This is a genomic window from candidate division KSB1 bacterium (assembly GCA_022566355.1).
Taxonomy (GTDB): domain Bacteria; phylum Zhuqueibacterota; class JdFR-76; order JdFR-76; family DREG01; genus JADFJB01.
Genome location: JADFJB010000010.1, coordinates 45,635 through 60,217, shown reverse-complemented (window position 1 = coordinate 60,217; position 14,583 = coordinate 45,635). Strand labels below are relative to the sequence as shown.

Here is a 14,583-nt window from a genome sequence, read left to right as displayed (position 1 = left end):
GGATTCCCGGGCACGAAAATCTCCACCCTTGATCGTATCGTGGAAAAGTCTGAAAATACTGTCGTTGTCGTTCTGGTAATTCTTTGCAGCATTGATACCGCCCTGGGCGGCAATGCTATGAGCCCTGCGCGGAGAATCCTGAATACAAAATGATTTTACGTTATATCCGAGTTCAGAAAGAGACGCAGCTGCGGAACCTCCCGCAAGCCCCGTTCCAACCACAAGAATCGTATATTTCCGTTTGTTGTTTTGGCTCACAATTCTTAATTTGTTTCTATGAATATCCCAATGTCTTTCAATTGGGCCTTGCGGGATTTGGCTGTTAAGTATTCCGTTTGATTTCATAGAACCCTTTTTAGATTAACTTCCACCGGCTAGAAAAACATAAATGGGTAGAACTAAAAATCCTGTTGCAATGACCAGGGCTAACGCCACACCTAAACCGTAAATGATTTTTGTATATCTTGGATGCATGATTCCCAATGATTGAAATGCGCTCCAGAATCCATGACGAAGATGATAACCCAATATAATCATAACGCTAACATATACAATTACATACAAGGGCTTTTGAAAAATCTCTACCACCAACCGATAAAGATCCCTTATTTCACCGCCTTCATTGGTAAAAATGTAACCGTCTTCAAAGGATGGGCCGTATTTAAAAGTCTTTAAGTGAATAATCACAAAGGCAAAAATAACGATGCCTGTGTAAAACATGGATCTTGAAGATATAGTCTTCAAACTTGGAGGTCCGGCATTCTTTACAGTTTTATATTTGACATTTCGTGCCTGTGTATTTTCCCGATAGATGAGGAGTGCAAATAACACATGAAAAATAAAAACAGTAATCAACCCTATTTCGACTAAATACAGTAATGGTCCTAAACTGGTTAATTTGTGTGAATAAGAATTAAAAGCATCCTGGCCGGCAAAAAAACTTAGATTCCCAAGTAAATGTACAGAGATAAAAACGAAAAGTCCAAGTCCTGACAAGGCCATTATAATTTTCTTGCCTATGCTGGAAGTTACAATTTCTAAAACTGTTTTGATGATTATCTCCTTGAAGGAAGACCCATTATTTCTTTTCTGACAACCACTTGAAATCACCCCTCAAAATGACAATAATCTGTTTTGAATTTAAAAGCAAAGGAATTTCCGGTTTTTCCAAATTACTTTATAAAAAATTATTAATAACATATGATAAATGACAGGAAAATCATAATTTCTCCTTGATTTCAAATTATAAACTACCTAAATTTTTAAAGCTTTTTTAGTTAATCCTGTAAAATAAGAATGACCCGTTGAAAAACTCTAAAAAAACCGTTGCTCAAAGGGAGTTGTACTCCCGATCCAATGATATAATCGGGACTGCAACTCCCCCAAGCACAAATTTGATTCAACCGTCATTCATATTGTAAAATAAAAAACGATCATGCAAATTGAAAACCCATATCGTGTTCGGCTGGCACGAACACCTACCCCAATCCAAAAATTATCTAGGCTTAGTAAATACTTAAAGGGACCATCAATCTACATCAAGAGGGATGATTTAACCGGATTCGGCTTGAGTGGTAATAAAGTGCGCAAATTAGAATACAGTATTGGGGAGGCCGTTCAGAAAAAGAGTGATATTTTGATTACTACCGGTGGAACAACTTCAAATCATGCCAGGGCCACTGCCTTAGCTGCACGCCAATTGGGTTTGAAGCCTTATCTTGTTTTAAGAGGAAATCCGGAAAAAATTCCGGATGGAAACCTGCTATTTGATATAATACTTGACGCTGAAATAAAATTCATTACACCCGAGCAATATTTAAAGCGTGATGAAATTATGCAGGAGTTGGCTGATGATTTACGGCAAAAAGGACATAGACCATATGTGATTCCGGAGGGAGCCAGTAATGCAATCGGATGTTGGGGATATTTCAATGCTGCGAGTGAAATTCGCGATCAATTATTAAACGAAAATTTGCCGGAAATGGATGCTATTGTCATAGCCGTTGGTTCCGGTGGCACACAAGCCGGTTTACTTCTTGGACTTCAATATCATCAATTAGACATTCCAGTTTACGGAATTAATGTGTGTGATGATGAAAAGTACTTTCAACAAAAGATATCTGAACTCCTGAAATCGTTTGGAGAGAGGTTTTCATACCCGCTATCTTTGCCTGAAGACATCATGATCATCGACGGTTATGTTGGGAAAGGCTATGCACGCAGCAGACCTGAAGAGATTGATGTTATTCGGTTATTGGCCAAACTGGAAGGTATATTGCTTGATCCGGTTTATACCGGCAAAGCCATGTTTGGTTTAATCGATCAGATCAAAACAGGAAAATTCCAAAAAGAAACGAATATACTATTTATTCACACCGGGGGTATCTTTGGTTTATTCCCGGAACGAGAAGCTTTTGTTAATCCGAAGACAGTGTCTTAGTTGACTACCTAATCTACCTCACATGGAATTCAAAGAAATAATGGATGTTTATGATGATCTTTTAATACAGGTTGGTCCTCGAAATTGGTGGCCGGCAGATACGCCATTTGAAGTAATTATTGGAGCAATATTAACGCAGAATACTTCATGGAAGAATGTCGAAAAAGCTATAATGAATCTTAAAAAACAAAATCTTCTTTCTCCGAAAGCAATTTATAAAATTAGTGAAGAGAAATTAGCTGATGTTATCCGTCCTTCGGGTTATTACAATCAAAAAGCAAAAAAAATAAAAGAATTTGTAAAGTATTTTTATGAACAATACGATGGGTCAATAAATAAAATGAGAGAGGAAAGAACTTCCTCCCTGCGCAGTGAACTGTTGGGAATTCATGGCATTGGCCCGGAAACAGCCGATGCGATTCTTTTATATGCCTTAGGAAAACCAATTTTTGTTGTAGATACTTATACAAAAAGAATACTGCAACGACATAAGTGGATAAACGAAAAAGCAACCTATCAGGAAATCCAAGATCTTTTTATGAAACGATTGCCGAGAAATACACAACTCTTTAATGAGTATCATGCACTCATTGATTTTGTCGGCCACAACTATTGTCGAAAGCAACCCAAATGTCATGGTTGCCCTCTGGAAAAAAGATTGCCTCAAATGAAGGAAAGCTTATGATTATGTATATTGTATCCAACCTATTTGCTGTTCTATTTTTCCTGGTTTTTTCAATAATTTCGATTCGGGGACGATCTTTATATCTGACATTGATTAACATCCTGGGAGTTGCTTCGGCCAGCTTAGCTATACTTTTGGAGTTTTCAGGCTCATTTATTTTGAACATGGAATATCCCATAGAGCAAGCTCAAAATCTTCAAATCGTATTAATTTTTCTGGCAGTCGTTATTTCTTTAGTACTTTTACTTGACCTCATCAGTCTCATTTTAAGAATTGTTAAGTATAATAAAAACAAATTTGAGATGCCTGAAACATGGCAGAAGGTAATGGAGGGAAGACCTTATAAAATGATATTCTCTTCTGAGATTTTTAATTCGGAATTGGAAATTTCCGGTGAAGTCAAAATGACCGAGAGACTACAAGCGTTGCAAATGTGGAAGTTGGCGAATCAGGCCTTTAATGATGCTGATTATGATGATGCTATTGAAAAGTATGATCTATCTAACAGATGGGTTGCCACAAGCACTTCTTGGCTAAATAAGAGTGGAATTTGTTTCGAAAAAGGTGATTTTTACGAAGTAATAAAATGCACTGAAGAAGCCACTAGGCTTAATTCAAATAAATATGAATTATGGTTCAACCGGGGTTTGGCTTATATGTCACTGAATGAATTTACCAATGCACTTCAAAGTTTTGAAGAAGCTCTATCTATCGATTCCAATAGATCAGAGACGTATACATACCATGGAACAGCTTTAAGAAAATTGGGTAAGATAAATCCGTCAATCGAAAGTTATGATAATGCCATTAAACTAGATCCGGAACATTTGAATGCCTGGTATGAAAAAGGAATTGCCCTGACCATGAATGAACATTTCGAAGAGGCAGCTGATTGTTTTCGCAAAACCTTGGATATAGATAAGAAATTTGCTATGGGTCATTATTATTTAGCAAATACTTTAAATAGACTCGATTGGAATGAGGAAGCTGTTGAGTCATACCACCGTTGTTTAAAAATCAACCCGGGTTATCAGGAAGCTTGGAATAACTTAGGAATCGCACAATCTAAATTAGGTAAAATAAAATATGCTTTAAAGAGTTACAGTCATGCCATATCAATCAACCCGGATTATCAAGAAGCCTGGCTTAACCGGGCTCTAAGCTATGAAACTTTGAAAAAGTACGACCTTGCAATTGAATCTTATCGCAACTTTCTGGAAATAGTACCATTGACTTCGAATAAACACCGTGAGATAGCTCAAAATCATATGAACGCTTTAAAGACCGAATTGCAAAGCAGAGAGAAATCCAAAGCGCTTAAGAAAAAACCTAGAATGAAACTCAATCAAAAGAAACAAGAAAGCAAATCTCAAAAGGTGAAAACCGATCCGGAAAATATTGAAGCTTAATTTGCAGGGAATTTGAGTCTTAAGTTATAGTTCTGGAAAAATGAAAACGATAAAAGTTAATTTCGAAGGAGCATCGTTCCCATTATTTATTGGCAATGATGTTCTTGAGCGCTTTAGTGAATTATTAAACCTTTACCGTTTTCCAGACAAAATAGCCATTGTATTACAGGAAGGAGTTAGCGCTCAATTTATTCCTGGATATGAAACATTTGATGAGATTATCCTTCCCAAAAATATCAATTTAAGTGAACTAGAAACAATTGAGCAATTTTACGCAGGCATCCCATGGAAACAAATAGAGTCGAGTTTTACACTTATTGTTGTTGGTGATGAATTGCTCCTGAATTTGGTTTCCTTTGCTTGCCGACTTCTCACACATCCACCAGTTATCGTGAATATGCCCACAACATTATGGGCAATGAGTGAATGCGGGGTAAAAAATAGTGCCTTCTTAAACTGGAAAAAAAGACCTTCGGTAATCTCAGTTTTTACATGGCCCCAAATGGCAATATTGGACCTTCAATGTTTGCAGAATACAGATCGTAACGAAATATTCCTATTACATGCAAGTTTTGTAAGAAATCTTTTGCTAGCCAGTTCTGAAAAATTCGCGGAATATGAAGAATCTTGGCAAAAAATTGGATTCGAAAATGAAGAATTACTGATCGATAGCCTGGAACATAATGCAAAGACCCGGATTGCAATTTATAATCAGGGTAATCAAGCCCATTATTTATTGGAAGATTTCGGTAATCGAGCAATCAATATAATAAAATCAGAAGGCAAGTATCGCTTAAAACCAAGAGAAATTGCCTCGATGATTTTTTTAGAATTACGTTGGCGAATTAAATTGGCGGAACAATGTAATCTTGACAATTCGGAAGAATCCAGCCGAGTCTTATTTTTGATTGAGAGGCTTCTTGCAGCATATCATGTGAAACAGGAGGAGTGGGATAAAGCAAGAGATTTACTGCTCCAATGTTTTACCCCAACAATGTTGAATAATCTATATCTACCTTCTGCAATAGGGAAAATACAAAAATTAAAAAGCATAGATCGAAGTGTAGCGGAGCAGTGTTTAGTAGATTGCTGATTAATATAAAAAAAGCGGGCTTTACCCCACTCGATTTTTATGATCGGTGAAATAAAGCCCTATCCCGGATTTAGGGGAGTTATGGGAGGGATTCTTATAAAGTTTGTTAAAGTTCTAAATAATAATTCCCCTCCGAGTCTATCTTGATTTTGCCCGAACAAACGACATACTCGGGACTGACCGTTTTTAATAAGTTGTTTAATTTTTCTAAATTCTCTATTTGCTTTACCGAATAACCTTTCTTTCTAATCTTTGCTTTTAATCGTTGTCCAAAGTTTTTATCTTTCCCCAACAGAACTATCCTTTTCATCTTTTATCCACCTTTTTATTCAAAGGGCATATTATCAAAAATCAACCAAATAATACCTTGCGAAAAGCATACCAAAAAATATGTTGGATTTTATAATCGTAACTTCAATATAATTATTGGGTTGTGTTGTAGTGTAATTAAGGAATGTAGTTTTAACTTATAACATATGTTACGTTTTGAGACAGAGGTATGATCAATAATTGCTAAAAATCGTTTATTTAACTATTTGTTGTTAATAGGTTTATATATTGGTTTAAATCAAATGTTCTGAGAGTTGACTTGACACTGTCAACTGAGAAAGCTAAATTCTTTAAGTAGCTAATAAAATAAAAGTATCGTGAGGCAGGCCTAGTAGTGAGTTGTGTTCGTTTTATTTTGAATAAATCTTTCCTGACTATTTTCTTATTCATTTTAATTTTGCAAATCGTTTCAATTGTGATAGGATTGGATAAAAAAGATTCCAGAACCTTTAAGCAAAAGGATCATTTGAATTCAGGCCATATACCTGGACAGGTAATTATTGAATTAGAAAATGGGGCTGCATGGTTGGGGAAGAGGACTGCTGCGGAAGTAATCAGTCAATTGCAAGTTAATCCTTCATTTATTGCAGTATCAGATAAAATGGGTCTTCTTTCGATAGAACCTATGATTAATTATAAATTGCTAGATGGCTTGAAAAACTCGGAGTCTTTGAAAAGATTTTTGGTCATTTTTTACAATGAGGAATTTTCTTTTGAGTATGTTCAATTTCTTTTAAGCAAAGTTCAGGAAATTCGATCTGTTGAAGCTGCAATTAATTATTTCATTCAACTGGTACCCAATGATGTAGAATATCCGAATCAAAATCATCATCCTCAAATATCATCTCCGGAAGCCTGGGATATTGAAAGAGGAGATTCGACAGTTATTATCGCGATTGTTGATAATGGATTTGATATGAGTCATATAGATTTGATTGATAATTATTATATTAATCTAATTGAGAAAAATGGACTTATTGGGGTTGATGACGACGGCAATGGTTTGGTAGATGACATTTCAGGCTATGATTTTGTTGAGGATGATTCTGATCCGGGTTACAATACCAACAAACTAAACGGTTACAAGCATGGGACACATGTTGCAGGAATTGCAGCTGCTGTTGGAAATAATGAAATAGGTGTATCCGGAATTTCATGGAAAAGTAAAATATTGCCAATTAAAGTAGCCAAAGATAATGAACCTCGAGTTATTCCTTTAGTGCAAGCATTACGCGGGATTACCTATGCGATTGCTCAAGGAGCACATGTAATCAATTTGAGTTGGGGAGGAGTAGGTAATGAAAATCGTGCAGCACAAGAGGTCATGAATCTTGCTTACCAGGAAGGTGTAATTGTAGTGGCTTCTGCGGGAAATAAAAATGAAGAAGCATACTTTTACCCTGCGAGTTATCATCATGTGATAAGTGTTGCCTGGGTTGACGGCAGTGATTCGAAAGCGCTTCTTGCAACTTACGGCAAATCTGTGGACCTTTCCGCACCGGGATCATCCATATTATCTCTTTTTCCTGAAAACCAATATGGCAAAATTAATGGTAGTTCAATGTCTTCTCCAATGGTAGCCGGAGCTGCTGCTCTGTTAAAATCATTGCATCCACAATTAACTATTGAAGAAATGGAAAAACAAATTGTATTTAGCGCTGAGCTCATTGAAAGTCAACTAACTTATGCCAATAAATTAGGAAGCGGCCGGTTGAATGTAGCGAATGTATTAACCGTAACAGAATTGCAGCAACCACCAGTAAAAATTGTCTTTCACAGCTTTTCTTTGAGTGATTCTTTATTGGGCAATGACAACCAGGTTATAGAACCGGGTGAAACCTTTTTTTTAAAACCGTTACTGTCTAATGTATCCCTTGGCAGTAGTCCTGCAATGGAGATTAGTCTTACTACAGATCAAAATAGTATTGTCACAATTGAAAATGGCAATTTACAAATTAATGTTTTACCCGATACTGAAATTGAATTATCTAAATCTTTTAAGCTCCACGCTTCTTCAGAAATTAAATCCGGAGTGGTTCAGTTATTATTAAGTTTTGCAGGTGACAATGTGCTTGCTGAAACCGAATCACTAGTATTTCAAATAGGCAAAGCACCCATACTGATAGTTGACGATGATGATGGCAATAATAACGTTGAAAGATTCTATACCAAGCCTCTTGAAGTGTTCAAAGTACCTTTTGTAAGCTGGAACCATAAACAATTGGGTGAGCCGTCAGGTGAATATCTAAAACAATTTCCGATGGTTATCTGGTTATGCGAATGGGCTTTCCCTAGTCTAAATCCGCTAGATAGAGCAGCGATCAGCGAGTATTTGGAACTGGGAGGAAATTTATTTCTCAGTGGCCAGGATATTGGCTGGGATCTTTCTGATCCGGCTAGTATCAATGCGACAGATGATGCCCGGGATTTTTATGAAAATATTATTCAGGCACAATATACTTCTGATGATGCAGGTGATTCTCAGTTACGTGGAATTCCTTTTGATAAAATTGGTGATAATCTTCAGTTTTCCATATATCAACCGGGAAGATCAAAGAGCGAGCAATTCCCTGATGTTTTCCAGCCAACGGATTCCGCTTCAGTTGTTTGGAAATATGAAAACAATTCCGGAGTTGGTGGCTTACTCTTTGATGGAATTTATCGATTAGTGTACTTTGGCTTTGGCTTGGAAGCAATCAACGCGAAAATTAATACAAACCCCGATGATATTGAAAATATACGCTTTGAAGTCTTTGAACGAGTATTGAACTTTCTACATCCTTTGAAACATGAGCCAGTTATTGATCAAACAACAGCAGCCGCTTCAATTCCAATATTAGCGGATTACCAGGCACCTGGTGACCTACCTGACGAAATCAACTTGTTGTTCAAGTTGCCGGATGATACTCTATTTCAATCCGTGCAACTGACAGAACAAAACAAAACGTTCACTGGCGCATTTGACTTACAAAACAAAGAAGGATTATTTCAATATTATTTTGAATTGATCGACCCTAATTCCAGATGGTTTTTTCCCATCGCAGGACAACACCGACCATTCATTTTTTACGTTGGAAGGGATACGATACCGCCTGTTATTTATGCAGAAGAATTGAATAACAGTTTAGCAAATATGGCATCCTTCTCAATCACTGCATCGATTTCAGATAATGCCGGATTAGATTCTGCAAATCTCTTTATTTACTATCGTAAATCATCGATGCCGGTTGATTCTATTCAACTCAGGTTCGACCGGGAAAACAACCATTTTATGGGTGAAATACCAGGCAGCTTCTTATATGGCGATTCAATAAAATATTGGATAACCGCAAAAGATAAGGCAGATCCTGCCAACCAGACAAGACTGGATACGGTTAATTTTATCATTGGACTGGATGATTTTGAATCAGGTCTAGAACAATGGACTTTAAGTTCGGAAAATTGGGGCTTGGATCAATCGGAAGTTTTTTCAGGAAAGTATGCACTTTCACCTTCACCAGGCCAAAACTACTCCCAGAATCTAAATACTGTAATACAATCCAGGGATAGCCTCGATTTTGGCGGTCTCAATCAAGCAAGACTGTTATTTAATTCAAAGTATTCAATTGAAGCGGGAGATGCGGGATTCGTTGAAATGAAAGTAGGAGAGGGTGAGTGGCAAATTATAGCAGGGCCACTAAGCGGTTTGCAAGCACAATGGCAGCAAGTAAATATCGATTTGCTGCCATTTGTGGGAGAACCTGAATGCCGCCTGAGATTCCGTTTTTTCTCAGATGATCAAACGACGACTCTATTGCCTGGATGGTTTATTGATGATGTGCGAATTATACAGGATGATTATATCACCGAAATTTCCGAGGAATCGATTGTTAATTTCAGTCCACCGAATAAATTTCACATGTGGCCAATATTTCCAAATCCGGTTCGAGAAAGTGCAGTCATTCAACTTGAGATTCCAAAGCCTACTATCCTATCTGTTACAATATATAATCTGTTAGGACAAAGAGTTCGTGAAATCTTTTCCGGAGAAATAAATTCCGGACAAAAGAAGTTAACTTGGAGTAACATAGACGATTCGGGAAAGTTACTTCCAGCTGGTATATATTTTTTGGAAGTTAAAAGTGAATCCTACATAAAATCTCAAAAAGTAATTGTTCTCCATTAAATCTTCGATTTTGAGTTATTTGGTTAAATTATTGTAATATAAGAGGGTTAACTTGATAATTACTTAAGCTTATCATAAGTTTCAATAATCAATTCAGATCTATTCAATTGAAAGTAAAAATTACTTTCTGGAATCCCAACACAGCGGAGGGTTATTCAAATGAAAAATGTGCTTGTGGTTGAAGACGAAGATAGTTTGCGTCTTTTATATAAACAAGAACTGTCATTGAAAGGACTCAATGTCATAACCGTAGATACTGGAGAAGATGCTATCAACAAAGTCAAAACAACCGATATTGACCTCGTTGTTTTGGATATTCGCTTAAATGGGATGAATGGGCTTGAAGCACTGGAAGGAATGTTAGCCAAAAGGCGGGATCTGAAAGTTGTCATTAATACTGCTTATTCCAATTATAAGGACGATTTTAGCTCCTGGCTGGCTGATGCGTATTTAATTAAATCTTCCGATTTAAGTGAATTAAAAACTACTATTCATAATTTGATGAATTGACTTCACCAAAGTTGTAAGCACTAAAAACAATTCCTGCCCTTATTACTCAAAGTCTCATATTTGGGCAAGATGGTTCTTCCCTAATTCTTCTTGATTTTAACTTCTCTATCTTGTTATTTTATTTTACCTGTTTGTATGAAATTTAACTAAGGTTAATTTATTTTAATGAATGACTCCACGCCATTAATGAAACAATATTGGGCGATTAAAAACCAACATTCCGAGCAAATTTTATTTTTTCGGATGGGTGATTTTTACGAACTGTTTTTTGACGATGCAAAAATTGCCGCAAAAGAGCTGGGATTAACCTTAACTTCTAGGGGATATGGAACGACCGGTGACGTTCCATTGGCAGGATTTCCATACCACTCTTTGGATGGATATCTAACTAAAATGGTCAAGGCTGGTTACAAGGTGGCGATCTGCGATCAGGTTGAAGATCCGAAAAAAGCCAAAACGATCGTTAAACGTGAAGTTATAGACATCGTCACTCCTGGCACTATTCTTTCGGGGGATTTATTGGATAGCAAAAGTAATAACTTTTTAGTGGCTGTGTACTTTAAGAGCAATACCTGTGGGTTTACAAAAGTTGATCTTTCGACAGGCGAGTTTTCGATAATCGAATTTGATCGATCTGAAATCAAAGATTATTTATTGAATATCCAACCTGCGGAAGTATTGGTTTCTGTCGAGCAAGTCGATTATCTCACAACTCAAATGAATAATCAGGGTAGCTTTACGCTAACTAAACGAGACGAATGGTTGTTTTCCTATTCGTTTGCATATGAAACCTTGATAAACCATTTCAAAACGACGACCTTAAAAGGTTTTGGCTGTGAAGACCTCGACGCGGGAATATCTGCGGCTGGAGTTGTCTTACATTATTTGAAAGAAACCAAAAAGTCTGAACTCGATCATTTTAAGAAACTAAGTCGTGAGTTTCCAGAGAACCACATGGTCCTGGATTCTGCAACATTACGAAACCTCGAAATTCTTTCAACCTTTTCAGGTGACCATAAAGAGGGCAGTTTAATTTCAATTATTGACCAGACCATAACTTCAATGGGAGGTCGGTTAATACGCAAATGGACACAATATCCAATTCGTGATATTAATAAAATCAACCAACGCTTGGATGCTGTAACTGATTTTGTTCAACACTCAAGAATTCGTTCGGATTTGCGAGGCATCTTGAAATCAATAGGTGATCTGGAGCGTTTAATTTCCAAAATCTGTGTTCGTAGATGTAACGGTCGCGATTTGGTTGCTATAGAAAATTCACTCAAAAACATCCCAAATTTAATGGATACGTTGTCTGGATTGGAAAATGTCCTAATTCAAAAGCTAACCAATGAACTTAATGCTCTGGAGGAATTGGTTGTTGAGATAGGAAAAGCAATTGTTGATGAGCCACCAATTTCCATTTCCGAGGGACGCATAATTCGGGAGAAATATAACCAAAGACTGGATGAGTACCGAGAGCTGGCTTATTCAGGTAAAAAATGGATTGCGAATCTGCAAGCTCTGGAGCGCGAAAAAACCCGGATACCGTCCTTAAAAGTGGGTTACAATAAAGTATTTGGATATTACATTGAAGTGACTAAAACCCATCTTGAAAAAATACCGGAAACATTTATTCGAAAACAAACTCTGGTTAACGCTGAAAGGTATATTACTCCTGAATTGAAAGAATATGAAGAAAAAATTCTAAGCGCAGAAGATAAGATGGCCGAATTAGAATATGAGTTGTTTGAACATATTCGTTCCAAAGTTGCATTTAATGCGGCCGCAATTCAACAAAATGCACAAATTATTGCACAGCTAGATGTGCTTTCTTCATTTGCGGAATTGGCCGAATCTGAGAACTATGTTAAACCCATCGTCGATAATCAAAGCCAAATCGAAATCCACGAAGGCCGGCATCCGGTGATTGAAAAATTCTTAACTGTTGGTGATGAGTTTATTTCGAATGATACTTTAATCGATAATAAAAATGACCAGATATTGATCATCACTGGGCCAAATATGGCAGGTAAATCAACTTATATTCGTCAAGTCGGATTAATTACGCTACTTGCGCAGATGGGTAGTTTTGTTCCGGCTAAATCCGCTCAAATTGGGGTTGTAGATCGGATATTTACACGCGTGGGAGCTTCGGATAATTTATCCGGTGGTGAATCCACGTTTATGGTTGAGATGACGGAAATGGCCAATATTCTCAATAATGCAACAGATCGCAGCCTAATTTTATTGGATGAGATCGGCAGAGGTACATCCACTTTTGATGGATTATCGATTGCATGGTCTGTAGCGGAATATCTACACAATAATCCAAAGGTTTCGGCAAAAACATTGTTTGCAACTCATTACCATGAGTTGACCGAATTGGAATTAATTCTCAGCAGGGTTAAAAATTACAACATTGCCATCAAAGAATGGGGTGACCAGATCATTTTTTTACGTAAAATAGTACAAGGTGGCTGTGATCATAGCTATGGTATCCAGGTCGCTAGACTTGCGGGTTTGCCGGATGATGTGATCAACCGTGCTCGTGAAGTACTTGCCAATCTTGAAGCAGACGAGCTCACTCCCTCAAAAGCACCCAGGCTCGCTCGGCATAAATCTAACGCGAGTAACAACGGTAAATCTCAATTGGATTTGTTTAAATTAGAAGATTCAAAAATTCACAATGCCCTTTCCGGTGTGGATATAAATCAACTTACACCGCTTGAAGCATTGAATAAGTTGAACGAGCTAAAGAAATTAATGGATAATGAAGAAAAAGAATAAGGTGTATCTGTTATTATTGGAATCATTTTTTAAGATTAATGGTTTAATCTTTCGACAAAAGAATAATTTCATTGATATGAATCGAATCAAATATATTATCACTTCAATTGTCTTAATTTCTTCTTCTGTGATATTAGCTCAAACGCCCACAAAATATGCAGGTGAATTTATAAGCATTGGAGGTGGTTCACGGCCTTTGGGAATGGGCGGCGCCTTTGTGGCTATTGCTGATGAAAGTATTGCTTCATATTGGAATCCGGCTGGACTAATCCAACTGGATCATCCTGAAATTCATCTGATGTATGCAGAACGTTTCGGGGGAATAGTAAAATTCAATTTTATGTCCGCAGCCATGTCATTAAAAAATGAATCGGCAATAGCTGTTTCAATTATGCGCATTGGTGTGGATGATATCCCAATATCCGCTTTGCCCAATCCGGACTTGCCTGTCGGAGTATTGAATAAACCCTTCATAGATCACAAAGTTAACGATGTTGAATATATAGCTTATTTTTCCTATGCTAAACGATGGAAAGGTAATAGTTCAATAGGGACGAATGTTAAATTTATTCGCAAATCAATTGGTGAAAATACCGCCTGGGGAATTGGCTTTGATATAGGAATGTTGACATCAATTAAAGGAAACTTACAATTTGGAGTGAATCTCCAGGATATTACGACGACTTTAATCGCCTGGGATACTGGGACAAAAGAACTCATAGTTCCGAATGTAAAGTGGGGCTTTTCGTATCCAATTATATTCAATTCTCTGGAATTTCTGCCGGCGTTTGATATTGATACCAGGTTTGAGGGTAGAAAATTTGCCAGTCAATTGAATGCGGGAGGGATTAGTTTTGATTTTCATTTTGGCCTGGAAGCAGCTTATAAAAAACTTGTTTATTTGAGAACCGGTTCGGATATCGGGCAACTGGTTGCCGGCGCCGGTATTCAATTACCAAAACTTCGTTTTGATGCTGCATTTATGAATCACCAGGCATTAGGTGATACATATAGATTGTCAGTCACATTCCGATTTGAGAAGGACAAAAGCCAATAAAATCAGAAAGTCTATTGAATCGATTCAATTTGGGCCACCATTTAATATCCTTATCTCCCAACTTTAAAGGTAAAAATAATTGTTTCAATTGTTTATTTTTGATA

The 14,583-nt window shown here is 37.0% G+C and carries 11 protein-coding genes; 8 read left to right on the top strand and 3 right to left on the bottom strand.

The window, feature by feature from the left end; all coding sequences use genetic code 11:
- Both IIC38_03530 and IIC38_03525 read right to left on the bottom strand, forming a co-directional pair.
- Positions 1-345, bottom strand: a 345-nt coding sequence (locus IIC38_03530; GenBank protein ID MCH8125020.1) for an FAD-binding protein, incomplete at its 3' end; no start/stop codon positions are given.
- A 15-nt stretch (positions 346-360) separates the two neighbouring features.
- The gene (locus tag IIC38_03525; protein ID MCH8125019.1) at positions 361-1,002 is read right to left on the bottom strand and encodes a succinate dehydrogenase cytochrome b subunit; all 642 of its coding nucleotides are present in this window, start codon (positions 1,000-1,002) and stop codon (positions 361-363) included.
- Positions 1,003-1,435: 433 nt separating this feature from the next.
- On the opposite strand from IIC38_03525, the gene IIC38_03520 reads away from it, so the two are divergent.
- Genes IIC38_03520 through IIC38_03505 form a run of 4 tightly spaced genes read left to right on the top strand, consistent with a single transcriptional unit; the run spans position 1,436 to position 5,627 of the window.
- The gene (locus IIC38_03520) at positions 1,436-2,440 is read left to right on the top strand and encodes a D-cysteine desulfhydrase family protein (protein ID MCH8125018.1); all 1,005 of its coding nucleotides are present in this window, start codon (positions 1,436-1,438) and stop codon (positions 2,438-2,440) included.
- 40 nt (positions 2,441-2,480) lie between these two features.
- Positions 2,481-3,125: an endonuclease III domain-containing protein gene (locus IIC38_03515; GenBank protein MCH8125017.1), complete on the top strand. Its 645-nt coding sequence runs from the start codon at positions 2,481-2,483 to the stop codon at positions 3,123-3,125.
- Positions 3,122-4,534 (top strand): tetratricopeptide repeat protein, encoded by a 1,413-nt coding sequence (locus IIC38_03510; protein ID MCH8125016.1) that lies wholly within the window; start codon positions 3,122-3,124, stop codon positions 4,532-4,534. The genes IIC38_03515 and IIC38_03510 overlap by 4 nt, the downstream gene beginning before the upstream one ends.
- Before the next feature lie 40 nt (positions 4,535-4,574).
- Positions 4,575-5,627, top strand: coding sequence for a hypothetical protein (locus tag IIC38_03505; GenBank protein ID MCH8125015.1), 1,053 nt, complete (start codon positions 4,575-4,577; stop codon positions 5,625-5,627).
- Between the two features lie 106 nt (positions 5,628-5,733).
- Here the strand turns inward: IIC38_03505 and IIC38_03500 are convergent, their stop codons facing one another.
- Positions 5,734-5,937 (bottom strand): hypothetical protein, encoded by a 204-nt coding sequence (locus IIC38_03500; protein ID MCH8125014.1) that lies wholly within the window; start codon positions 5,935-5,937, stop codon positions 5,734-5,736.
- Positions 5,938-6,291: 354 nt separating this feature from the next.
- Here IIC38_03500 and IIC38_03495 point away from each other — a divergent pair, with 354 nt between their 5' ends.
- The 4 genes from IIC38_03495 (at position 6,292) to IIC38_03480 (ending at position 14,479) form a co-directional block, all read left to right on the top strand.
- The gene (locus tag IIC38_03495; GenBank protein ID MCH8125013.1) at positions 6,292-10,122 is read left to right on the top strand and encodes a S8 family serine peptidase; all 3,831 of its coding nucleotides are present in this window, start codon (positions 6,292-6,294) and stop codon (positions 10,120-10,122) included.
- Positions 10,123-10,281: 159 nt separating this feature from the next.
- Positions 10,282-10,632 (top strand): response regulator, encoded by a 351-nt coding sequence (locus tag IIC38_03490; GenBank protein ID MCH8125012.1) that lies wholly within the window; start codon positions 10,282-10,284, stop codon positions 10,630-10,632.
- 186 nt (positions 10,633-10,818) lie between these two features.
- Positions 10,819-13,422 (top strand): DNA mismatch repair protein MutS, encoded by a 2,604-nt coding sequence (gene mutS, locus IIC38_03485; GenBank protein MCH8125011.1) that lies wholly within the window; start codon positions 10,819-10,821, stop codon positions 13,420-13,422.
- Between the two features lie 76 nt (positions 13,423-13,498).
- Positions 13,499-14,479 (top strand): PorV/PorQ family protein, encoded by a 981-nt coding sequence (locus tag IIC38_03480; protein ID MCH8125010.1) that lies wholly within the window; start codon positions 13,499-13,501, stop codon positions 14,477-14,479.
- Positions 14,480-14,583: the final 104 nt, after the last annotated feature.